Source organism: Limihaloglobus sulfuriphilus (assembly GCF_001999965.1).
GTDB classification, from domain to species: domain Bacteria; phylum Planctomycetota; class Phycisphaerae; order Sedimentisphaerales; family Sedimentisphaeraceae; genus Limihaloglobus; species Limihaloglobus sulfuriphilus.
This window is the reverse complement of the sequence record NZ_CP019646.1, coordinates 747263-770206: the sequence shown is the minus strand read 5'-3', so window position 1 is coordinate 770206 and position 22944 is coordinate 747263. Positions and strand designations below refer to the sequence as shown.

Below are 22944 nucleotides of genomic sequence, written 5' to 3'. Positions count from 1 at the left end.
CGCTGTTTTTACCAGGACATAGTATGATGTTCAACATTTTTAACGGACGCCTGGTTTTGCTCAGAAGCATTATGGTTTTAAGCTGTTTTGCTCTTATTGCAATTGGCATTATATCCATTTATGCCGCCGAACAGAATGAGGCTTTCTGGCAAAAGCAGATACTCTTTGCACTTGCAGGCAGTGTATGCTTTGTCCTGATAAACCTGCTGCACTACAAATCCCTGGGCCCGCTGAGCTACTGGATATACGCGATCACACTTGTTTTACTTACTATTCTCCTTATTGAACGGTTTGTGCCGATGCCCGCGGGCTTTAGGGACATATGGAGAATGTTTATTCCATATATAAACGGTTCAAGAAGATGGATAAGACTGGGCTGGGGAAGTCTCTACTTTCAGGTTCAGCCGAGCGAATTCTGCAAACTCGCCTATATCGTTGCGCTTGCCTGGTATTTGCGTTACAGAAAAAACTACCGGCGGCTCCACGGGCTTATAGGGCCTTTTGTGCTGACATTTATAGCGATGGGACTTATTATACTTGAGCCCGACCTGGGCACGGTTATGCTGATGCTTCCGCTGCTGTTTGCGATGCTCTTTGCCGCCGGCGCCAGAGTTCGGCATCTTGTCCTGATTATAACTGCCGCGGCAATGCTCAGCCCTGTGTTATGGCTCAATATGCGGGATTACCAGCGAATGAGAATTGCCAGTGTCCTGCTGCAAAATGAATGGATTTATAACAAAGTCACAAAAAGCCCCGCACTTACCAGAATCATAGGAGTAGAACCTGTGAGGCTGTATCACTGGAAACGGGACGAAGGCTATCACCTTCAACACTCAAAATATGCCATATCTACCGGCGGTGTTTCCGGTTACGGATTTAAACAAGGCCCCTACTCGATAGACAAGCATGTACACCTGCCCGAAGCACACAACGATTTTATCTTTGCGATTATCGCGCATCAATGGGGACTTCTGGGCTGTATTTGTGTATTTCTTCTTTACTGCGTCATAGCTACCTGCGGCCTTGAGATAGCCTGGTTCAACACAGACCCGTTCGGCAGGCTCATAGCTGTGGGCATAGTGGTGATGTTCATGACACAGGTAGTGGTAAACATCGGCATGACCATTGGCTTAATGCCTATAACCGGCCTGACTCTGCCGTTTCTCAGCTACGGCGGCTCAAGTCTCATTGTAAACATGACCGCATTGGGACTCTTAAACAATATCGGCAGGGACAGACCCTTCAGTGTTGCCGGCAAGGCGTTTGAATATGCCGAGCAGTAAGAGTGCTCAATATTTCATATTGACTTAGAGACAACACAGAATATGTTTATCATGTTGACTGCTTAGGCTCTTTCTGGTCAGCGGTATGCTTTACAACACTTGTCGCGGTTTTGATAAACCCTGCTATATCAGAGAGATCGCTCGGTATAATCATAGTGTTATTGGTGCTTGCCAGCTTGCCGAATTCCTGTATGTACTGCTCCGCTATACGCAGATTGACCGCGTCCTTTCCTCCATCGGCCCGTATTGATTCAGCAATTTTATATATACCCGCCGCGGTGGCTTCGGCTACTCTCAGAATCTCAGATGCCCGCCCTTCCGCTTCATTGATACGTTTGAGCTTTTCACCCTCTGATACCGCAATCGCCTCCTGTTTCATACCATCAGCGCGGTTGATCTTAGCCTGACGGTCACCCTGTGACTGGGCGATAAGTGCCCGTTTCTCACGCTCCGCCCGCATCTGTTTTTCCATCGCGTCTTTGATGCTTTGCGGCGGATAAATATTTTTTACCTCGTAGCGGGTAACCTTAACGCCCCAGGGATCAGAGGCCTTATCCACTGCATCGACAATAGTTGCGTTAATTGCTTCACGCGCTTCGAATGATTTATCAAGGTCCAGTTTGCCAATTACGCTACGCATAGTTGTCTGTGCCAGCTGAATAGAAGCGAACATATAATCATCAATACCATAAGATGCCCTGGAAGGGTCAATAACCCGCAGATAAAGAACACCGTCAACCTCGACAGAGATATTGTCTTTGGTTATGCAGGTTTGAGGCGGCACATCAATTGCCTGTTCTTTGAGCGAAAGTTTATAGGCAACCTTATCGATAAAAGGAACAAGTATATGCAGCCCCGCTTCAAGGGTGTTACTGTATTTTCCCAGACGTTCAACAATGTATGCCGATCTCTGGGGAACAATCTGCATGGTCTTGGCTAACAGGACAATAACAAAAATTATTGCCAGAACAAGAACTACGGCAACCGGTGTTAAGGACGAGGATAAAAGCATTTTTTTCTCCTAAATAAGTCTTTTCATTTATACTTTCTTTACGATTAGTGAAAGATTACGAATGTTTACAATTTCAACAAGTGAATCAGCCGGTATCTCTTCGTCGGCCTCGGCTTCCCAGCCTGTCCCGTTAAATTCCACTTTGCCGGGCCGCCCTGGGGCTATACCGCTTATTACTAACACTTTTTTTCCTTTAAAATCTTCTTCTATAACACTTTCGTCAGGATTTGACTGTGTATAACCGTGAAATATATTTTTAAGATACTTTCGCAGCAATAACAGCGAAACTATTGACACCGTCAGGAAAACCAATAACTGGATAGAGAGCGGTACATCAGGGATTAAACAGACAACTGCCGTCGCGAAAGCCCCGACAGCGAAGAAAAAAACTATAAGCCCCGGAATTTCAAACTCAAGGATCAGAAGAATTATCCCCACTACAAGCCACAGCCAGACAGGCGATAAAAAACCTCTGAGGGTTTCTAAAAACGAATCCATGACAGATCTCCAGATTATTTGCTGATAACTACTGTTGACGTTTGTACATAAAGTATATAAAGTATAGACTTAATGTTTTTTAATGTCAAGATTTACAATAAATTAACAGGACAGGTGCTGTCCCGCTGAAAAATTTCACAGCTCAAGACCTTATAAAAAATACAGTTATGGATACTTTAGAAATATTACTGCCGGTTATAATCATACTTTCTCTGGGCTTTATTCTGCGAAAAACAGAATTTCTTTCGTCTGAATTTACTTCAGGTCTGGGCAGGCTTGCGTACTGGGTGGGCTTGCCGGCGTACCTTTTTTATGAGATATCGACAATGGACAAAGGCCTTAACGAGGCCTTGGAAAGTTTTGCGGTGATGATGTGCGGTATGGCTGCGGCAATTATTCTGGCAGCAGTTATCTGTTTCGTCTTTAAAATTAAAAAAAGCTACATCGGATCCTTTATTCAGGGCTCTTTCAGAACGAATATAGCCTACATCGGAATACCTGTGGTCTTTTACACGTTCGCCGGATATGGTTCCGGTATGCGCAGCGACATAGCAAGGATGTGCATACTGACCCTGGCGATGTGCGTTCCTGCTTACAATATAATATCAGTGATAGCGCTTCTGGTTACTGACACATCCGCCAACGGCAGGCAGTTCTGGAAAACTTTTCAAAAAATTGTGACAAATCCTTTGATTATATCAGTTGTATTGGGGTTGCTGGCGGCACATTTCAGGGTTGAAATGCCTGTTTACCTGGATCGCTCTTTTGACGCAATAACAGGTCTGGTGCTGCCCGCGGCACTGCTGTGTGTCGGAGCTACACTTGCACAGACCAGATTTTCATGGACTTTATTGCAGTATTCGCTGACCGCGTCTTTAATCAAAGTCGGATTCTGTCCCCTCATCGGATATTTCGCGGCAGACTGGTTCGGTCTAACTGACACGCAAAAACTGGCAGTAATGCTGCTTCTGGCATCTCCAACCGCTGTAAGCTCTTATATCCTGGCAGAACAATTAAACGGCAACAAAGAGCTCTCTGCCTCGATAGTGGTCAACAGCACTGTGATATCTTTTGTTTCATTTGCCGTCATATTAGGCTTAAAGTTATGAAAAAAGATTTCAGCCGCCCTTTTTCTGTATCTTTGCCCAGGTATCACGCAGTCCTACCGTTTTATTGAAAATCAGTTTTTCAGGCGTCGAGTCCTTGTCTGCGCAGAAATAACCGATGCGTTCAAACTGAAACCGCTCAAGCGGCATGGCTTGCGAGAGTGAGGGCTCAAGCAGAGCTCCTTTGAGAACCTTGACGGAATCAGGGTTTAAATTGTCAGTAAAATCTCCGCCTTCCTTCACGTCATCTGGATTGGCGGCAGTAAAAAGACTTTCATAGAGTTTCACGTCCGCCTCAACGGATTTTGCTTCACAAACCCAATGCAGAGTTGCCTTTACCTTTCTGCCATCGGGAGAATCGCCGCCCTTCGTCGCCGGATCATAAGTGCAGTGCAGCTCTACAACATTACCGGACTCATCTTTTATAACCTCATTACAGGTAATAAAATATGCATATCTAAGCCTTACTTCCCGACCCGGAGAGAGACGGAAGAACTTCCGCGGCGGATCCTCCATAAAATCTTCGCGTTCAATATAGATGGTTTTTGAGAATGGAACCTTGCGGGTGCCGGCGGATTCGTCTTCGGGATTATTAACCGCATCGAGCTCTTCAACCTGATCTTCGGGGTAATTTGTTATAATGACTTTAAGAGGATTCAAAACTGCCATACGCCGCGGCGATTTTGCGTTAAGATCTTTACGAAGACAGTGTTCAAGCAGCGCTAAATCCACGGTTGAATTAAACTTGTTAACACCTATGACCCTGCAGAAATCACGAATTGCCTGGGGGCTGTAGCCGCGGCGTCTCATTCCCGAAATAGTCGGCATACGGGGATCATCCCAGCTTTGAACATGATTTTCTTCAACAAGGCGCAGCAGTTTTCGTTTGCTCATTACGGTATAGGTAAGGTTGAGCCTGGCAAATTCTATCTGCTGAGGATGGTGAATACCAAGCTGGTCAAGAAACCAGTCGTAAAGCGGACGGTGATTCTCGAACTCCAGGGTACAGATTGAGTGTGTGATGCCCTCGATAGAATCCTCAAGCCCGTGTGCCCAGTCATACATAGGGTATATGCACCACTTATTGCCGGTTCGATGGTGTCTGGCATGGAGAATACGGTACATGACCGGATCACGCATGTTCATGTTTGGTGAAGCCATATCTATCTTCGCCTTTAAAGTACGGGAACCGTCCGGGAACTCGCCTTTCTTCATACGCTCGAAGAGGTCAAGGTTTTCTTCAACGCTGCGGTCACGGTAAGGGCTTGGCTTGCCCGGGTGGGTAAGTGAGCCTCTGTATTCTGAGGTCTCAACGGCCGTGAGATCACAAACATAAGCCTTGCCCGCCTTTATGAGCTCAATGGCCCATTCGTACATCTGCTCGAAATAGTCGCTGGCAAAAAGAGCCTCTCCGTTCCACTGCCACCCAAGCCACTGAATATCATCGATTATAGAACGAACATATTCATCTTCTTCTTTTGTCGGATTTGTATCATCAAACCTCAGGTTGCATTTGCCGTTATAACTCTCAGCTATACCGAAGTTTAAGCAAATACTCTTAGCGTGCCCGATATGAAGGTAGCCGTTAGGCTCCGGGGGAAAACGCGTGTGAACGCGGCTGTCCCATTTGCCGTTTTCGATATCAGTGTTGATAATGTCACGTATAAAATCCCTCTTAGGGGCCGATTCTGTGTTTTTGTTATCGTTACTCATGCGAGATAATATAATTCAATACCATTAAAACTGAAAGTGAAAAGTTGCAGAATATAGCAAATCAAAAAAGTGAATATACTTCTTCAGGCACATCTGCCAGGTCAGCGGCGTGGAAATCGGCTTTGGATAGCTGTTCTCTGGTGAATGATGATGTGATTGCCAGACAGCGGCAGCCCGCGGCTTTTGCTGCCTCTACTCCGCTGGGAGCATCTTCGATGACTAATGCGCGGGAGGGCTCAACCCCGAGCTTCTCCGCCGCCAACAGAAAGATATCCGGCGCAGGTTTCTTTCTTTCAATGTCGCTGCCTGTAATAACCGCCCCGAATGTCTCGAACGGAAGGCCTATCTCGTCGAGGTTGCCGCGTACCTTGATCGAATCCGCGCTGGAGGCAACTGCCAGCTTCAGACCGGAGACGCCGCATCTGGAAATAAAATCTTTAACCCCTGCCAGCGGCTTGAGTTTGCCTTTGATTATGTCAAGATAGATTTGGTATGTCCGTTTTTTTGCCTGCGGCAGGTCTATTTGGAAATTGTACTTCTCCGCTACGCCGCCAATATACCTGTCCTCACCGGTGCCGACAAAATCCTCAAAGTCCTCGGGCTTAACATCAAGTCCAAGTTCTTTGAACATGCTGCATGCCGCCTCGCAGATAAACTCTTCAGAATCTACAAGCACACCGTCCATATCAAAAATAACGGCTTTGATTTTTTCAGCCATAAGTATCCTTTTATAATTGTTTACAACCTGTAAAATTGAACCCTCTTTAATTTCAGGGCATAAAAAAATTTCGGCTAAAGCTGCCAGGCATTTGCACTATTTACACGGCCTCGACTAAAACTTTAACCGAAATTATAAGAGCTTTTTTCAGCAATCTATTTTTATCGTTTATTCTGATTATATTTTAGTTGAGAAAAACTCAATGTCAAGCAAAAACCTGTTTTCACCCGCAAATTTTTAATAATTTCAGTGAATTCCGGCAAACCGTGCCGGACGGGTTTTGCGAGGTCTTATCTGACTTTACAATAGCTTCGTGCAGTGAGCGGGCCGGCAAACCACTGTTCCTGTCTGGCAAGCAGATTCTGGAGCGGAGGCTGTTCAATATGTGTCTCAAGATGAGCTTTAGATTCCCAGACTTCGTAGAACATAAACACCTTTTCGTTTTCAAGGTCACGGTGAAGATTGTACTCAATGCAGCCGGGCTCTTTACGGGTTGATTCCACAAGGGCCTCGAGCTGAGGGAGAACCTCTTCGACCATTCCATCTTTGATTTCCGCTTCGGCGATTACTATTATATTTGTGTCATTCATTGCAATTCCTTTCAGTTTTGGTTAAAAGTCATGTTTAACTATACCGGCATTTATCATTCAGCCAAAGGCCTCTCAAGCAGGTCAGTTTCTGTAATACGGGAATTCTCGATATCGATGCTCAGCGTCTTTATCTCAAACGGGCTGAAATTCAGCTCAAACTGCTTAGCAACCGAGGGCAGAGTCATCATGGTTGTTGTCGGCTTGCCCTGGGGTTCAAAAAGCCTTACCACCAATTCTTCTCCCTCTTCTGAGTGTTTGAGGGCAGTTACAAGTATAGATTCGTTTTCAATGACAACAGGCGGATGCGGTTTTTCGCAGCTGCAATCGGGGAAGAAACTTAACGCATATGGTTTCTCGCTGCAAAGCTGTGCTTTTCGATCAATAGTCTGCAAAACAGATCCGGCAGAACCGCCGTCAAACCACAGGCTGAAGCTGCGGTAACCCTGATCAATTCTGTGAACAAAACGGTCATCCGGCATGAACAAACACATCTTGCCGTCTTTATCCGCACCCGGATGGGCAGAATAGGCAGGGCTTCTTAGAAGCGTAATGTTGAGCTGGCCATCATGAAAATCTGATGCGTATATGCTGTCCTTAATACAGGCAATCCCGCAGTCGTCAGTCTCGCTTACAGCCGCGACCCATCCATGCGAAACAGATTCTGTACCGTCAACGGGCAGACTGCAGCGGCCGTAGGCCTGCTGTCCCAGGCAGACAGAATTTTTGAAAAGCAGAGGCACTGAGAGCTTGAGCATTGAATCCTTCTCGTTCCAGAAGACCTGAACATCCAGCTCCACGAGAGTTCCCTTTTTGGGCAGTATATAGTGCATACAGATAGAAGAATCGCGGCACGAAAGCAGAACCTCAACTACACTTCTGACCTCGCCATCTTCTATTACCCTGACAGAGTCAATAACATGCCCGGCTATACCCGAAAAACGGGTTCCCTTTTCAGGAGTCATAAGCCTGAATTCGTCTGTTTTATTTAGGAACTTCTCTTTCATCATACCCCATGGGTCAGCATCATCCTGAATTATCACAGGCTTGAACGCTTCGGGTTTTAAAAGAGATTTGCCCTCTACCAGATATTTATCAACGAAACCGGTATCGGCGTTTATGGTGATATCAAGGCTTTGAGTTTTGAAACGGATCTTGTTATCAACAATTTTCAGTTCTTTTTCCGGTTTAGCAGGCACCTCAAACAGACGGCAGTTAAAACGGTTCATCTGCATAGGTTTCAGCTCCGCGTCAAACACAACGCGTTTACGCCATTCTGCGCCGTGACAGGTTGCGTATTCTTTCTTGACCTGACTGGGCAACGCCGCATCATCCTGGTCAAAAACCTTCACATCTGTAAATGTTTCCAGTGTTTTAAAGTCAGCGAGATTAAATTCACACGTCACAGACGTTTTTACGGTGTATGGGTGTGGGTTATAAACCAGAATTGGTATCTGTCCCTCCTGCGGCAGTTTCTGGCCCTTGGCAAGGGCAAAGAAGCAACGCGTCTTCACTCTGGAGAGTATATGCAGGGCATGGCCTATCTGTTCGAGAGCGTCTTCCTCCGCAGGTTTGATGCTTGTGCCGGGCAGAATGTCATGGAACTGAATTTCGAGCATATCCCGCCTCACCTCGGCAAGCTCCTCGAAGGGGTATTCAATAAAGCCGTTCGACCATGCCGCGGAAGCCATTTTCTCAACCGTAAAATATGTATTCTCAAGCAGGCGGTACTTCTGTTTTATAAGTATCTGTGAGCTGTAGCAGCCGACCGCCCACTGACGCAGTTCATCAGCAAACTCCGGCAGTTCATCGCCCGACTCTGCTACATGCGAAAAGTACTCCTCTGGCGTGGAGTGCCGGATTTCGACATCCCCGCGTTCCGCGATCATCTCGTTGACCTGCTGAAGGTCATTTCTGGAGGGGCCGCCGCCGTGGTTTCCCACACCCCACAGAAGAGCCAGAACTTTGATGTCCTTAAAAGTCTCAATCCGCTCCTCAAGTATCTTTCTCGCCTGGCCGAGTTTAGTATTGTACCAGCCGGAAAACCGGGTAGCTGTTACACTGGAACCGTCATAGCCCACCCATTTAAAGGTATCCGCCGGTAAATCAAGGAATTGATGTGTCGGCCTGCCGAAGAGGTAAGAGTCAAATCCGGTCTTAGCCAGTATCTGGACAAGCCCGCGAGTGTGTCCGAATGGGTCAAAATTTATGGCTGTTGTCGGCTCAACATTGAAATACTTCTTAAAATACTTTCGGCCTTCTGAAATCTGACGGACAAAAGCCTCGCCGGAGGGCATATTACAGTCGGGCTGGAGGTACCAGCCGCCCATAATATGCCATTTCCCCTGCGTTACCAGCTTCTGGATACGCTCAAAAAGACCGGAATCATACTCCCGAACCCATTCGTAAAGTATTACCTCATTGTGATTAAAGATAAAAAACCCATCCTTTTCGCAAAGCTCTGCCGCTGTACGAAAAGTTGACAAGGTCTCGGCGGCTCCTTCGGGCCACTGCCACAGCCAAACCGGATCAAGATGCGCATTGCAGATTAGATGAACTGTCTGTTTTTTCAAGTTTATTTCCCGTATTGCTAATAATAATAAAATTTACGAATCCAATGCCCTTAAGATAAGAATATATACGGACTTGTCAAACCAATTATCCCGGATATGCCGCTGAAATAATCATGAAATCAAAACAGGATACAGACATCCGGCCGCCCTTGTTTTGTTATTGATGGTTCACGGTTCAAACATAGAATAACTTTTTTTACTCTTATTTTAATACTGCGAAACGACTTACAAATAGGGAATAAAAAATATTGAAAAAGGCTGGAAAAGGTCTTGATTTAGCAAAACAGATTTAGTAGATTATACTTCTTATTGGCAACAATATATGGTGTTGTTCCCCCAAAATTAACAATATATAGTATATCACGGAGGCTGCAGTGGCAGGCAAAAAAGATAAGCATCAAAAAACAGAATTCAAAGAAACCAATCTTATTAAAGGACTTAAGGTAGAACATTTTTTCTCTGATGAGAAGATTCATCCTTTTGACCAGCTTGAATGGGAAACCCGCGAAGCATCTATAACCGGTGACAAGGGTGAAATCATCTTTGAGCAAAAGAATATTGAAGCCCCGACAACCTGGAGTCAGCTCGCTACGAAAATCGTTGTGAGCAAGTACTTCTACGGTGACAACGGCACTGATGAGCGTGAATTTTCAGTGAAACAGCTTATAGAGCGAGTCAGCCGCACAATCGCAGACCGCGGCTTAAAGGACGGCTATTTCGCCTCAAAAAAAGACGCAGACGTTTTCTATCGTGAACTCGCCTGGCTGTGTGTTAACCAGTACGGGGCTTTCAATTCACCCGTATGGTTTAATGTCGGGCTAAAAGACGTTTACGGCGTGGCTGGAAGCCCGCATAATTTCCATTGGGACAACAAGGAAAACAAGGCTGTCCCATGTCCGGACAGCTACAGCTATCCCCAGTCTTCTGCGTGCTTTATACAATCTGTAGAAGACACCATGGAAGATATAATGCGGCTGGCTAACAGTGAGGCCATGCTTTTCAAGCACGGCTCCGGCACAGGAACCGACCTCTCGACGCTGAGAAGCTCCCGCGAAAAACTTTCCGGCGGCGGAACACCCTCGGGCCCCTTAAGTTTTATGCGCGTTTACGACCAGATCGCCGGTGTAGTAAAATCCGGAGGCAAAACACGCCGCGCTGCAAAGATGCAGTCGCTTATGGTTACACATCCGGATATAAAAGAATTCATCGAATGCAAAACGCTCGAAGAGAAAAAGGCCTGGGCACTGATAGAGCAGGGTTACGACGGCACTTTCAACGGTGAAGCGTATAACAGCGTTATGTTCCAGAACGCAAACCTGTCAATCAGGGTTACCGACGAGTTTATGGAGCAGGTTGAAAAAGGCGGCGACTGGCAGACTATCGCAGTCACTGACGGAAAACCTGTTGATACCTATAAAGCCGACGAGCTGATGGATATGATATGCGAGGGAACACGGATATGCGGCGACCCCGGGCTACAGTACCACACCACAATAAACAAATGGCACACATGCCCGAATTCTGCACCAATAAACGCTTCTAACCCATGCAGTGAGTATATGTTTATCAATGACTCCGCATGTAACCTGGCTTCGCTGAACCTGACGAAGTTCAGAAACCCAGACGGCTCATTTGAAACTGACCGGTTCAAAAAAGCAGTTCGAATATTCATAATCGCACAAGACATACTCGTAGATAACGGCAGCTACCCTGAAGCTCGAATCGCTGAAAACAGCCATAAATTCAGGCCGCTGGGTCTGGGCTATGCGAACCTGGGATGCCTGGCAATGAGCCTGGCACTGCCCTACGATTCAGACGAGGCCAGAGCTCTTGCATCAGCAATTACCTCGCTGATGACCGGCACTGCATACAGTGTAAGTTCTGAAATAGCCGCGGCTATGGGTACGTTTGAAGAGTTTGACAAAAACCGTGAACCGATGCTCAATGTAATCGAAATGCACAGGGAAAAAACACATGAGATATCAGAGCTTCTCTGCGCAAAAGAGCTTGTATCAGCCGCGAAAGATTCCTGGGACCAGGCCTACGAAGACGGGGTTAAATACGGATACAGAAACGCCCAGGCGACAGTTCTGGCACCCACAGGAACTATAGGGTTCATGATGGATTGCGACACGACCGGCATTGAACCGGATATCGCAATCGTAAAATACAAATCTCTTGCAGGCGGCGGTATGCTCAAGCTCGTAAACACGACTGTACCGCTGGCCCTTCGCAGGCTCGGATACAATGAGCAGCAGATTGAAAGCATTTGCGACACCATCAACAAAGACGACACAATAGAAACTTCGGACGTGCTAAAGCCCGAGCATCTGCCGGTATTTGATTGTGCTTTCAAGCCGAAAAACGGCAAACGCCATATTCACTGGCAGGCGCATATAAAAATGATGGCCGCCGCGCAGCCCTTCCTCTCTGGTGCTATCAGCAAGACAATAAATATGCCCAACCAGAGCACCAGAGAAGACATAAAAGATGCTTACACCGAAAGCTGGAAACTCGGCCTAAAGGCCGTTGCTATATACCGCGACGGTTCGAAACGCACACAGCCCATGAATACTTCCATAAGTGAGCAAAGCAACGGCAAAAAAGAAGTTGAGACCGTAATTATCCAGAAACCGTATAGAAAGAGACTGCCCGATACCCGCAAGAGTATCACGCACAAATTCTCAGTCAACGGCCACGAAGGCTACCTCACGGTCGGACTGCATGATGACGGCCAGCCCGGGGAGCTGTTTATTGTAATGGCAAAGGAAGGCAGCACCGTCGGCGGGCTGATGGATGTAATCGGCACTTGCGTTTCAATGAGCCTCCAGTACGGTGTACCGCTGGTCACGCTTGTTGACAAGTTCCGCCACGCACGCTTTGAACCCTCCGGTATGACATCAAACAAACAGATTAAATTCGCGGCCAGCCTCATTGATTATATATTCTGCTGGCTTGGATGTCAGTTCCTGCCGGGGTATGCCGAGAAAAATATCCCGGATTACCACAAAAACACAGACGGTTCAGCAAAAAAGCCGAAAGTTGCCGGCCCAGGCTCAAATAAAGATAATGGCCGCAAAGATGTCAGTTCCCCCAAAGGCCCCCGAGCCGGCGCCGAATCTCTGAGAACATCGGCTTCACCAAAAACTTCTCCCGCCGTTGTGATGGCAGGGGCAGGCGAGGGTGAATTTTCAGCCGCACGCAGAGTTTCTGTAGAAAAGGTTGACGACCAGTTCAAGCACTTTCCCGATGATGCGCCAATATGCTCAAACTGCGGTGCAATCACTGTAAGAAACGGTGCCTGCTACAGATGTTTCAACTGCGGAGAATCTCAGGGCTGTTCGTAATTGACCCGACCACGCGGCAGTTCTTAAATTTTTATAATGATACCAAACTATTCTTCCCCGAAACCGGAACCATAAAAGTTCCGGTTTCTTTTTTATGAAAACCTGAAAATAAATTTCTATATTTTCCTTTTTCGCATCTTGACTATCCACGCGAATTGACTATTATACTTTCCTTTAACAGCCGCGGATGTGGCGGAACTGGCAGACGCGCTAGCTTCAGGTGCTAGTGAGCATTACGCTCGTGGAGGTTCGAATCCTCTCATCCGCACTGATTCATAACCACTTGATATTAAAAGGTTAAGTGGTTATTTTTTTGCGAATTGGACAAAAACAGCAGGGCTTTTCTTTTATATGAGCACTTCACTCCGGCTCGAATTTACCCAAAACCATACTGTCATTGAACATATTGCAAACATTTTTCCAACGACAGTTCCCGGCAATTCAGACAACAAACCTTCTTATCGAAACGCAAACCAAAAAACACTTGTAATCAACATCAAAAATTCCTATAATCCGTTTATGAAGTCATATTTAGATTTATCATTTATTCCAAATATATTACACAGCCTTTTGAGGCTGTACACTTCACTACCTCGTATTCTGCAGTTGGGCCTATTCGCATCTGCCGGAATAGTACTGGGTATGGTGCTTTTTCTTGTGCGGATATCAAATGCGGTTTCCTACCTCTCAGACGAACCCGAGACCTGCATAAACTGCCATGTTATGACAGACGCCTATGCTTCGTGGAAACGCGGCAGCCACGGACGCGCGGCAGTTTGCACCGACTGCCATGTCCCGCACGGCAATATCGCTGCCAAATACGCCTTCAAGGCTTTTGACGGCATGAAACATTCCTACGTTTTTACCGCCGGCACAGAACCTCAGGTACTTGAGCTCTCATCCGCAGCCCGCCACGTAGTTCAGGAAAACTGCCTCACCTGCCACAATAATGAATTTCTAATGGTCCGCCTGGCAGACACAACCGAAAGGGCCTGCTGGCAATGCCATACAAATATACACGGCAACACAAAGAGCCTTTCGGCCTCACCGCGGCCATTGCGGCCCGAGCTGCCGGCAGCTGGTCTTGATTGGATGAAAAAAGGAGACAAAAATGACAAATAACGAAAACGGCAAAAAAGAAACAAACCCACAGCTTAAACTCCCCTTATGGGCAGGCCTTGTTATACTGGCAATGTGTGCGGCGGTGGTTCTTCTTCTGGGACTGCTTGCAGTAAGCATCATGGAACGGCGATGGGAAGCCCAGCGGCCCGGCCTCGTTCTTAAACCGATAGATGAATGGCAGCCTGACAATGCTGTATGGGGGCAGAACTATCCCAATGAGTACGACACGTATCTCAAGACGAGGATTGACGATACAAAAACAAAATACGGCGGAGCCTACCCCAGGGATTACCTCGAAGAAGACCCAATGCAGGTTATTCTGTTTGCCGGTTACGGTTTCAGCAAGGAATACCTCCAGGCAAGGGGCCACTATCACGCCGTTACCGACGTTAAACAGACAGAGCGTATCAAAACCCCCTACAACCCCGGCACATGCCTGACCTGCAAAAGCACAGATGTGCCGCGGCTTATGGACAAGATGGGGGTAGCCCAATTCTACGCGGCGAATTTCCATGACATTAAAGAACAGGTACAGTTTCCTATAGGCTGCCAGGATTGCCACGACCCCAAGACCATGAGCCTGCGTATTACCCGGCCGGCGCTGCAAGAGGGCTTTGAATCTATGAACAAAGATATAAACGAGGCATCTCATCAGGAAATGCGGTCTCTTGTATGTGCTCAATGCCATGTCGAATACTATTTCAGCCGGGAGCCGAAAGAATATCTCACTTTCCCATGGAAAAAAGGCACAAAAGTTGAAGAGGTCATCGAATATTATGATGAGCTGGAATTTACTGATTATGTCCACCCGATATCAAAGACGAACATCATAAAGGCCCAGCACCCGGATTATGAGCTGTATATGACCGGCGTCCATTCCTATATCGGTGTCTCATGTGCTGACTGCCATATGCCCTACCACAGCCAGGGAGGAATGAAACTGACCGACCATCACATCCAAAGCCCCCTGCTCAACATTGCAAACAGCTGCGCAGTGTGCCACCGCTGGAGTGAGGAGCAGATCAGGGACCGCGTGGAAGGCATACAGGACAAAGTACAGACTGCCATGCTGGACGCGGAAGATGCCATTGTAAAGGCTCATTTTGACGTAAGGGCCGCCATTGACGCCGGAGTTACCGATGAAAAACTTGCCCCTGCAAGGAAACTCATCCGCCACGCCCAGTACCGCTGGGACTACATCTCTGCAAGCAACGGTATGGGCTTTCACTCGCCGCAGGAATGTATGCGTGTTCTTGGCGATTCAGCCAACCAGGCGCAGCAAAGCCGGCTGATCGTCGCCCGTCTGCTGGCAGAGAAAGGTATTGCCAGTGAAACACAATACCCCGATTACAGCACACGGGAAAAGGCGGTCCAAGTGATTAGTTTGTACGAATAAATTTGCAATCTGCAAACCTGACTTAATAGATAGAAACCAATACAATAATATTTAATGGAGCTTCAGAGTGGACAGAAGAGCATTTATCAGGACTTCAGGAATTCTAACCGCCTCGGCAATGATGGCAAACGAATCAAATGCCGCGGAAAAAACTGCCAACGCCCCCGCACCGCTTAAAAACATGGTAAACCCATTCGAGGTAGAAGGAAAGTTCTACAAAGCCGCCCTTCATGTGCATACCACGACATCAGACGGCGATGTGGATGTTGCGACCCGTATCCCGCAATACCGCAAGCATGGCTATGATATTGTAGCGATTACAGACCACTGGAAAACAAACGATTTGAGCGGATACTCAGACGAAAAGTTTCTCGCAATTTCCGGCATGGAATTTCACCCCAAAACCGGAACAGGAGCGCCGGCACACCATCTGATAGCCCTTGATATTCCGCATCCGTTAAAACTTGATTCCGGTAAACCCGCCCAGGAGCTCGTTGACCAGGTTATAAACGCCGGCGGCAAGGTTATCTACGCACACCCATACTGGACGGCACACACCCTCGAAGAGATGTCCGAAATCACAGGCTATATCGCTATCGAGGTTTTCAACGCTGTATGCGGCCTTGGAGCGGGAAAAAGCTACGGCAACGTACACTGGTACCAGATTATGAACAGGGGCTGCGTGCTTCCGGCTGTATCTGTAGATGACATTCATTCAAGCAGCAACATAAACCTTGGCTGGACAATGATTAAAGCAAAAGCCCTAAACACTGCTGACATAATGGATGCCATCAGCAAAGGCTCTTACTACGCTTCATGCGGACCGGTCATTGAGGATTACAGAGTTGAAAACGGAACAGTAAGCCTGAAATGTTCAGAAGCCTCAAAAATACGTTTTCTCTACGACGGCAGCGGCGGAGGCAGAACATTTAATGCCGACAAAGGCAAGTCTATCACATCAGCGTCGTGGAAATTCGGCGACAGTAAAAGAACGCTTAAATGGATACGAGCAGAAGTCATAGACAGCGACGGTAATTTCGCCTGGGCTAACCCTATCAAGATAGAAACTGATAAGGCATAACAAGCGGCTGTTAGTAAATCCGCAAGTTTTCGACATCCTCTGCAACGATTCTGGGTCTTTTGTCCGGATTTATAAGAGAAAAATTAACATTCTTGAGCAAAATCCCGTCAACGTGGCGAATGTACATAGCCCATGAAGGCAGAACGCCGAAAAAGAACTGTTCCGGATAGCGGGCAATGTCTTCGAGGACAATTCTTTGCGCATCTTTTTCGGTCCCGTTGCCCGTAAATGATATATCTATATTTTCGAACGTTATGCCGCTGATATTATGTCCGGGGATTCCGGATATCATAATCCCCTGGCGGGTTTTATCATCGCCCCTTACAGCGGCTTTTATATTGCTTATACAGACATTTCGCAATATTCCAACCTCTGCGCCTTCCGGACGTGCGTCCTGCGAATATACCTGTTCGGTGGGGCTGTCGTATTTGCGGCCCCTGTTACCAAGACGAATAAAAAACGGCCCTTCAACGTTATCCATTGTAACATTTGAGATGTTGATATCCTCAAGAACGCCGCCGTCAACCATCAGAAGTTTAACCGCACCCATGCCGCAGTCATAAAAAAGGCAATTATCGACGTTTATATTTCTAAAGCCGCCCCGCGATGACGTCCCGCACTTAAAAGCCGCCGTGCCGCTGGAAACGCGGCAGTTTCTCACTGTGATATTCTCTGCCGCTCGCAGTGTTGTGCTTTTTGGGCAGATTGAATCATCACCGGTGCGTATATCGCAATTTTCGATTACCACATTCCGGCAGCCGTCAAGGTCGAAACCGTCATTGTTAAAATTTACGCGGCTGTTTATCTTAACCCCATTTATAATCACGTCATCGCAGTTTACCAGATGCGTACACCAAGAAGCACTGTCTTTCAGCGTGACATCTGAGAAGGTAACATTTCTGCAATTTACAAACCTGATCAGCATCGGCCTTTCACCAAGCTCCGAGCCGAGCTTAACCGGAAAATTCTCTTCTGATCCGTTACCGTTTATGGTACCCGAACCTGTAATTTTAATATTCTCCGCATTTTCCGCGAAAATCAGACATTTGCTGAACGCAGGCGCCTCGACGGATCCGAACACATCCCGGGCATAATCGTTCAAATCAGTGCTGCCATGTATGACCGCACCTTTGCCGATATTTAACTCAACCCCGCTTTTTAATTTTATCGTTCCGGTAACATATTTACCGGAGTTAATCCGCACGGTTCCATCTTCACCGCAGGCATCAATGGCTGCCTGAAACGCGGCGGTATTGCTGCTCTGCCCGTCTCCAACTGCGCCGAACCAAGTAACATCAAACACCCTCGAAGGCTCTGCCCATGCAGAAGCACAGCCAACAAAGATTCCAATAAGTACCGATTTGCCGATCTTGTTAAAAATAGCCATTGAGATTCCTTTCATATCTGCTTCGGCGAAGCCGCATTTCGAGAACACAATATATTAAAAACCATTCACACACGGATTGTAACAAATACAAAGCACTCTTTACAAGAATTAAATCTGAACAATTATTTAAATTTGCCAACCTGATTCGTTTTGCCTGCTTGACATGCAGCCGGCAAATGGAGACAATCCGTTAAGTTTTACAATTTTCTCAAAACCGCCGCTGGGTATCAAAAATGACACACAGTCGGCATTTACAACATCAGAGCCGCGAGTGTAAACGAGTGGTTATCACGGCAGCCTTGTGACGGATAAGCCGCCTGATAACCGGCAGGAATTTTATACACCTCACAGCAAAAAAACGTTTATACGGTATTGTGTTGTTACACTTCGTTTGGAGCAAATTCGTGAATTTACTCTACGGTCTTGGCGTAAGCACTCAACTTCAACGCTTGACATTCAGTCCCGAGATGTTAATTTAATAGTGAAACTTTTATTATTAGAAATGCAAGGAACTAATAAAATGCAGAATTCACGATTCATTATTTCAAGTCTGTGCCTTTTCATGCTTACCTTAGGCCTTGTTTCCTGCCGGTACGAAACAAACAGCCAAACCTCTACGGATAACCACAAGAAAACTCTCAATGTAATGAGCTTCAATATCCGCTACGGCGACGCGGACGACGGCGAAAACAGCTGGCCAAACCGCAAAGATATGGTTTGTGATTTTATAGGTGAACAAAAGCCGGACATTGCCGGACTGCAGGAAGCTCTAAATTATCAGATAGATACTATTATTGCCGCCAACCCTGATTATGCTTTCGTAGGTGTCGGTAGAAATGATGGTAAGAAGGCAGGTGAGTTCTGCCCTGTTTTGTACCGCAGAGACATATTCACGAAAGCAGAGTCCGGCACATTCTGGCTCTCTGACACGCCATCTGTGCCCGGCTCTATTACATGGGGTAATGCCTGTTCAAGGATATGTACCTGGGTGCGGCTGCTTGACCGCCGCGGCAGAGGATTCTACGTGTATAACCTGCACCTCGACCACGTAGGCCAGCTTTCCCGTGAGAAAAGCGTGCTCCAGGTGACAGAAAAGATCGCCTCACGGCAGCACCCCCAAGATATGTTTATACTGATGGGCGATTTCAATGCCGGCGAAAACAATTTGGCGATTCAGTACCTTAAAGGCTCAGCGCAGATAGACGGCCGTTCTAATCCGCTGCCAATGGCAGACACATTCAGGCAAATCCACCCGGAGGAAGAAATTGTCGGCACTTTCGGCGGATTCACTGGAAAAATCGATGGAGACAAAATAGACTACATCTTTGTCTCACCGCAAACTCAAACCAAATCAGCAGATATACTCCACACCAACAAAGACGGCCGCTACCCTTCAGACCATTACCCTGTGACGGCTCAAATCCGGTTGAATAATAAATGATGGAAATTCTGCTGAAAATGCAGCGATGTTAAAAAGAGACTTCTCCCCTTACGTTCTCCTAAAAAGTCAGTTTTCTGGAAATTTCAATGTCCTGTTTGATAAGCGAGTTTACTATCTGGTTCAATGACAGGTTTTCTGATTTATCCCGAATATGCTTGAGTAAAAATTCTCTGTTATCCCTGTCAAGATATATAGGGATATCCAGTTCCTCGATCGGCGTGTAAAATTTACCTTGTTCTGCATTGGTGAAATCGTATTCTTTTTTCATTTTGACAGCCTGCTTAAATATGTATCTTTTTCTCTTTTTGTGGCTTTCCTGGCACTTATAATGCGTACGGTCTCAGTGTAGTTATTGTTCCGGTAAGTATGACCCTGTGCTCATGCTTCGCAAGTACCTGTGAGTCTGCGTATATATGAGTATGTCAAAGAGCTTTATTATCTATCATTATTATTATAGCAGGTTTACAGCAATCCGCAAGATGTTTTCTCAGATAATAAAATCAAAATTCAGATGACGGTGAAACATAAACAAATTATGCCAAAGGGCTTATGTTGAAGGTTTATTAAAAAGAGACTTCACCCCGTTTCGTTTTCCCGTATTATACGTATTTAAATAAAAGGTCCCGCGGTCCTTTATTTCTCTCATTCCTGACACGCCATCTGTGCCCGGCTCTATTACATGGGGTAATGCCTGTTCAAGGATATGTACCTGGGTGCGGCTGCTTGACCGCCGCGGCAGAGGATTCTACGTGTATAACCTGCACCTCGACCACGTAGGCCAGCTTTCCCGTGAGAAAAGCGTGCTCCAGGTGACAGAAAAGATCGCCTCACGGCAGCACCCCCAAGATATGTTTATACTGATGGGCGATTTCAATGCCGGCGAAAACAATTTGGCGATTCAGTACCTTAAAGGCTCAGCGCAGATAGACGGCCGTTCTAATCCGCTGCCAATGGCAGACACATTCAGGCAAATCCACCCGGAGGAAGAAATTGTCGGCACTTTCGGCGGATTCACTGGAAAAATCGATGGAGACAAAATAGACTACATCTTTGTCTCACCGCAAACTCAAACCAAATCAGCAGATATACTCCACACCAACAAAGACGGCCGCTACCCTTCAGACCATTACCCTGTGACGGCTCAAATCCGGTTGAATAACAAATGATCGTTCTTTCACCGGAAATGAAGAGAATAATATATTTTCTTCGGTGAATTCTCGAGTTAACCTCACAAAATATCAGCAGTTAAAATCGAGTCTTAAGTGAGCTTACAGCCGCTGTCAAATATTTATCATAAAATAATTTGATACTGCTGTTCTCAGGTCGTATAATATATTATAGGTTACTTTTAAAAGTGCTCTATTATATTTTAATAAGCACAATCATTTCGTGTTATTTAATTCAGGAGGAGATATAACCATGAAATTCGTAAAGATTTGCGCCAAAACGGCTTTATTTGCTTTTATTTTGGCAATTTTAGAAGCCGGTTTTTGTCTTGACGCGAATGCTGAATACAAAGACCTCTGGATTTACACATACGATGATGATTTCAGCACACACAAGGCCAGAACCGACAGTTACGACCATTCAGTATTCTGGCCGGAGAACGCATTTCCGCCGGCAGAGCCTTACCTCGTGTATTCGAGCAGATACGGAATACCGCCTTCCGGGCCGCCGGGTCTTTTGTTCAACGGTTTCAAAGGCAAACCCGCCCATTTGAACTACTGCTTCCCGGTCATATCAGCTCAGCAGATGATGCCGCTTAAAGGCAAACTGGAATTTGACCTGAAGCTTGCCAGAGAGACGGAGATTATCTCCGCGGAGGAAGGCGGTTCTTTTAGCTACTCAATATCGCCGGACGGCAAATACTGGAGCCTGCCGGTGCCTCTTAAATCCGGGCACCAGGAAATACCATTAGGATCCGAGCAGGGAACATGTTACGTTTCACTTTCCGGCCAAAAAGCTGTGATTGACAATCTGGAGGTGATACTCAAATCCTATGAACCAGAGCCCGATGTGCTGCTTGTTCCTTCTGAATACCCCACTATTCAGGACGCCGTAAATGCATCTGCAAACGGTGACACTGTCGAAGTTGAGCCGGGCACATACACAGGCGAGGGTAACACAAATATCGAGCTTCTGGGAAAGGCAATCACCGTCCGAAGCGCTAAGGGGCCGCTGAGAACCATTATCGAGTGCGGCGGCATATCTATAAACGCTGAAACCTTCAACAGCAGAGGGTTCTATCTGCATCAGGCAGAGCGCCGCGACACTGTGATAGAAGGTTTCACAATCCAGAACGGCATCATACACGGAAGTGAAATCCCCGCCGACAACATGCGGTGGAATCTTGATCCGAGCCATCCAATAGGAGCAGGCATCAACTGCGAGTTTGCAAGTCCGACGATAAGAAATTGCAGAATAATGAATTGCGGCACAGAACTTGGCGGCGGCATCGGCTGTGTCGGAGCTAATCCGGTGATAGAGAACTGCAATATTCAAGGCTGCCGTGCCGGCGGATACGGGCCGTGTGAATCCGGCGGACGCGGCGGCGCTATCGGTATGATACGCCACAGCAATGCAAGCATTTTCAACTGTGAGATAAAATACAACATGGGCTACTACAACAGCGGAGGCGGCGGCATATACACCCGCAGAAGTTCAGCCAGGATAAACAGATGCGATATATCCGGCAACGGCGCCGGCGGCAGCATTGCCGGCGGTGGAATATACTGCGGCCCGGGCTCAAGAATGGCCGTGGAAAATTCCCTGATCTGGAACAACCAAGCCAACTGCGGCGCCGGCATCTACACAGAAAGGGACTCATATGAGAACCCCGCCGTTACGGACTGCCCGGAATGCTGCCACACCTATCTGCTGGTGAAGAACTGCACCATTGCTCACAATCAGCTGCTCTACCCGATGCCGATCTACCCGGGCTCGGGGATACATGCAAACGGCACGGATATTTACGTCAGAAACTGCATAGTGTGGCACAACAAACCGACGCAGATTATAATCTATAAAGCCCCGTGCAAGTGTCCGGTAACTTTCTCCAATGTTCAGGGCGGCTACCCCAACAGCCTTATGTATCTGCCCGAAGACCCTGACTCGGCTAATTACGACCTGACCGAATACATTGGTGGTGCGGCAGATATAGAGAATATCAATATCTGTGACGCTGCCGGAAACATAGACGAAAAGCCGCTGTTTGCAAATCCCGAGCTGCCCGAACCTGATTACCATCTAAAATCGCTCACAGGACGTTATGTTGAAAGCCCCGTTCTTGAACCCGATGCTATGACAAAACCCGGTTACTGGGTAAAGGACGATGTTCACAGCCCGAGCATAGATGCCGGTGACACGGACGATCCATTCAGAAGAGAACCACGCCCCAACGGTTACCGCGTCAACATGGGAGCCTACGGAAATACCCGTCAGGCGAGCAAAAGTGTGCTGTGGCATATCCTCAACCCAGAATATAATGAGATACCGGAAGACAGAAATCCGGACGTTAATCACGACGGCAGGGTTGATTTCAAAGATGTTGCAGAGATTGGCAAACACTGGCTGCTTGGACAAGAAGCCTCGGAATAATATAAGCCGATGATATCACAAAACACGGCTTTTACTTTGCGGACATTATGTCAGCAGCGATGTTTTTTTGTACACGTAAAACC

At 46.9% G+C, this 22944-nt stretch carries 17 protein-coding genes and 1 tRNA gene; 10 read left to right on the top strand and 8 right to left on the bottom strand.

All coding sequences use genetic code 11. The features are described from left to right. Nucleotides 1–23 precede the first annotated feature (23 nt). Complete coding sequence (locus SMSP2_RS02945) at nucleotides 24–1283, top strand: FtsW/RodA/SpoVE family cell cycle protein (RefSeq protein WP_146682531.1); 1260 nt, start codon at nucleotides 24–26, stop codon at nucleotides 1281–1283. A gap of 49 nt (nucleotides 1284–1332) precedes the next feature. Here the strand turns inward: SMSP2_RS02945 and SMSP2_RS02940 are convergent, their stop codons facing one another. Then, on the bottom strand, nucleotides 1333–2295 hold the full coding sequence (locus SMSP2_RS02940; RefSeq protein ID WP_146682530.1) for an SPFH domain-containing protein: 963 nt from the start codon (nucleotides 2293–2295) through the stop codon (nucleotides 1333–1335). Between the two features lie 27 nt (nucleotides 2296–2322). Beyond that, the gene (locus SMSP2_RS02935) at nucleotides 2323–2793 is read right to left on the bottom strand and encodes an NfeD family protein (protein ID WP_146682529.1); all 471 of its coding nucleotides are present in this window, start codon (nucleotides 2791–2793) and stop codon (nucleotides 2323–2325) included. 167 nt (nucleotides 2794–2960) lie between these two features. Between SMSP2_RS02935 and SMSP2_RS02930 the strand changes: the two genes are divergently transcribed. Continuing rightward, nucleotides 2961–3902, top strand: a complete 942-nt coding sequence (locus SMSP2_RS02930; protein WP_146682528.1) for an AEC family transporter — start codon at nucleotides 2961–2963, stop codon at nucleotides 3900–3902. Between the two features lie 9 nt (nucleotides 3903–3911). Here SMSP2_RS02930 and SMSP2_RS02925 read toward each other — a convergent pair whose 3' ends face one another. The 4 genes from SMSP2_RS02925 to SMSP2_RS02910 form a co-directional block, all read right to left on the bottom strand. Continuing rightward, the gene (locus SMSP2_RS02925) at nucleotides 3912–5612 is read right to left on the bottom strand and encodes a glutamine--tRNA ligase/YqeY domain fusion protein (RefSeq protein ID WP_146682527.1); all 1701 of its coding nucleotides are present in this window, start codon (nucleotides 5610–5612) and stop codon (nucleotides 3912–3914) included. 61 nt (nucleotides 5613–5673) lie between these two features. Next, nucleotides 5674–6330: an HAD family hydrolase gene (locus SMSP2_RS02920; RefSeq protein ID WP_146682526.1), complete on the bottom strand. Its 657-nt coding sequence runs from the start codon at nucleotides 6328–6330 to the stop codon at nucleotides 5674–5676. Nucleotides 6331–6620: 290 nt separating this feature from the next. Next, nucleotides 6621–6920 carry a putative quinol monooxygenase gene (locus SMSP2_RS02915; protein ID WP_146682525.1) on the bottom strand — a complete coding sequence of 100 codons (300 nt, stop codon included), beginning with the start codon at nucleotides 6918–6920 and terminating at the stop codon, nucleotides 6621–6623. 53 nt (nucleotides 6921–6973) lie between these two features. Then, complete coding sequence (locus tag SMSP2_RS02910; RefSeq protein WP_146682524.1) at nucleotides 6974–9490, bottom strand: glycoside hydrolase family 38 N-terminal domain-containing protein; 2517 nt, start codon at nucleotides 9488–9490, stop codon at nucleotides 6974–6976. Between the two features lie 374 nt (nucleotides 9491–9864). On the opposite strand from SMSP2_RS02910, the gene SMSP2_RS02905 reads away from it, so the two are divergent. The 5 genes from SMSP2_RS02905 (at nucleotide 9865) to SMSP2_RS02885 (ending at nucleotide 16436) form a co-directional block, all read left to right on the top strand. After that, nucleotides 9865–12837 (top strand): vitamin B12-dependent ribonucleotide reductase, encoded by a 2973-nt coding sequence (locus tag SMSP2_RS02905; RefSeq protein WP_146682523.1) that lies wholly within the window; start codon nucleotides 9865–9867, stop codon nucleotides 12835–12837. 183 nt (nucleotides 12838–13020) lie between these two features. Continuing rightward, a tRNA-Leu gene (locus tag SMSP2_RS02900) sits at nucleotides 13021–13105 on the top strand. A gap of 83 nt (nucleotides 13106–13188) precedes the next feature. Then, a complete protein-coding gene (gene nrfH / locus SMSP2_RS14780; protein WP_146682522.1) occupies nucleotides 13189–13959 on the top strand; it encodes a cytochrome c nitrite reductase small subunit in 771 nt (256 codons plus the stop codon). Further along, on the top strand, nucleotides 13949–15355 hold the full coding sequence (locus SMSP2_RS02890; RefSeq protein WP_146682521.1) for an ammonia-forming cytochrome c nitrite reductase subunit c552: 1407 nt from the start codon (nucleotides 13949–13951) through the stop codon (nucleotides 15353–15355). The genes nrfH and SMSP2_RS02890 overlap by 11 nt, the downstream gene beginning before the upstream one ends. 67 nt (nucleotides 15356–15422) lie before the next feature. After that, nucleotides 15423–16436 (top strand): CehA/McbA family metallohydrolase, encoded by a 1014-nt coding sequence (locus tag SMSP2_RS02885; protein ID WP_146682520.1) that lies wholly within the window; start codon nucleotides 15423–15425, stop codon nucleotides 16434–16436. Between the two features lie 10 nt (nucleotides 16437–16446). Here SMSP2_RS02885 and SMSP2_RS02880 read toward each other — a convergent pair whose 3' ends face one another. Further along, nucleotides 16447–17823 carry a glycoside hydrolase family 28 protein gene (locus tag SMSP2_RS02880; protein WP_146682519.1) on the bottom strand — a complete coding sequence of 459 codons (1377 nt, stop codon included), beginning with the start codon at nucleotides 17821–17823 and terminating at the stop codon, nucleotides 16447–16449. 520 nt (nucleotides 17824–18343) lie between these two features. Between SMSP2_RS02880 and SMSP2_RS02875 the strand changes: the two genes are divergently transcribed. Then, the gene (locus SMSP2_RS02875) at nucleotides 18344–19264 is read left to right on the top strand and encodes an endonuclease/exonuclease/phosphatase family protein (protein WP_186804822.1); all 921 of its coding nucleotides are present in this window, start codon (nucleotides 18344–18346) and stop codon (nucleotides 19262–19264) included. Nucleotides 19265–19322: 58 nt separating this feature from the next. Here the strand turns inward: SMSP2_RS02875 and SMSP2_RS02870 are convergent, their stop codons facing one another. Next, nucleotides 19323–19532: a hypothetical protein gene (locus tag SMSP2_RS02870; RefSeq protein WP_146682517.1), complete on the bottom strand. Its 210-nt coding sequence runs from the start codon at nucleotides 19530–19532 to the stop codon at nucleotides 19323–19325. A gap of 394 nt (nucleotides 19533–19926) precedes the next feature. Between SMSP2_RS02870 and SMSP2_RS02865 the strand changes: the two genes are divergently transcribed. Next, complete coding sequence (locus SMSP2_RS02865; RefSeq protein WP_146682516.1) at nucleotides 19927–20430, top strand: endonuclease/exonuclease/phosphatase family protein; 504 nt, start codon at nucleotides 19927–19929, stop codon at nucleotides 20428–20430. A 253-nt stretch (nucleotides 20431–20683) separates the two neighbouring features. Further along, nucleotides 20684–22861, top strand: a complete 2178-nt coding sequence (locus SMSP2_RS02860) for a right-handed parallel beta-helix repeat-containing protein (protein WP_146682515.1) — start codon at nucleotides 20684–20686, stop codon at nucleotides 22859–22861. Nucleotides 22862–22944: the final 83 nt, after the last annotated feature.

Coding starts and splice junctions, on each gene's coding strand:
- SMSP2_RS02945 (WP_146682531.1), top strand. CDS start 24: ATGATGTTCAACATTTTTAACGGACGCCTGGTTTTGCTCAGAAGCATT.
- SMSP2_RS02940 (WP_146682530.1), bottom strand. CDS start 2,295: ATGCTTTTATCCTCGTCCTTAACACCGGTTGCCGTAGTTCTTGTTCTG.
- SMSP2_RS02935 (WP_146682529.1), bottom strand. CDS start 2,793: ATGGATTCGTTTTTAGAAACCCTCAGAGGTTTTTTATCGCCTGTCTGG.
- SMSP2_RS02930 (WP_146682528.1), top strand. CDS start 2,961: ATGGATACTTTAGAAATATTACTGCCGGTTATAATCATACTTTCTCTG.
- SMSP2_RS02925 (WP_146682527.1), bottom strand. CDS start 5,612: ATGAGTAACGATAACAAAAACACAGAATCGGCCCCTAAGAGGGATTTT.
- SMSP2_RS02920 (WP_146682526.1), bottom strand. CDS start 6,330: ATGGCTGAAAAAATCAAAGCCGTTATTTTTGATATGGACGGTGTGCTT.
- SMSP2_RS02915 (WP_146682525.1), bottom strand. CDS start 6,920: ATGAATGACACAAATATAATAGTAATCGCCGAAGCGGAAATCAAAGAT.
- nrfH (WP_146682522.1), top strand. CDS start 13,189: ATGAGCACTTCACTCCGGCTCGAATTTACCCAAAACCATACTGTCATT.
- SMSP2_RS02890 (WP_146682521.1), top strand. CDS start 13,949: ATGACAAATAACGAAAACGGCAAAAAAGAAACAAACCCACAGCTTAAA.
- SMSP2_RS02880 (WP_146682519.1), bottom strand. CDS start 17,823: ATGGCTATTTTTAACAAGATCGGCAAATCGGTACTTATTGGAATCTTT.
- SMSP2_RS02875 (WP_186804822.1), top strand. CDS start 18,344: ATGCAGAATTCACGATTCATTATTTCAAGTCTGTGCCTTTTCATGCTT.
- SMSP2_RS02870 (WP_146682517.1), bottom strand. CDS start 19,532: ATGAAAAAAGAATACGATTTCACCAATGCAGAACAAGGTAAATTTTAC.
- SMSP2_RS02860 (WP_146682515.1), top strand. CDS start 20,684: ATGAAATTCGTAAAGATTTGCGCCAAAACGGCTTTATTTGCTTTTATT.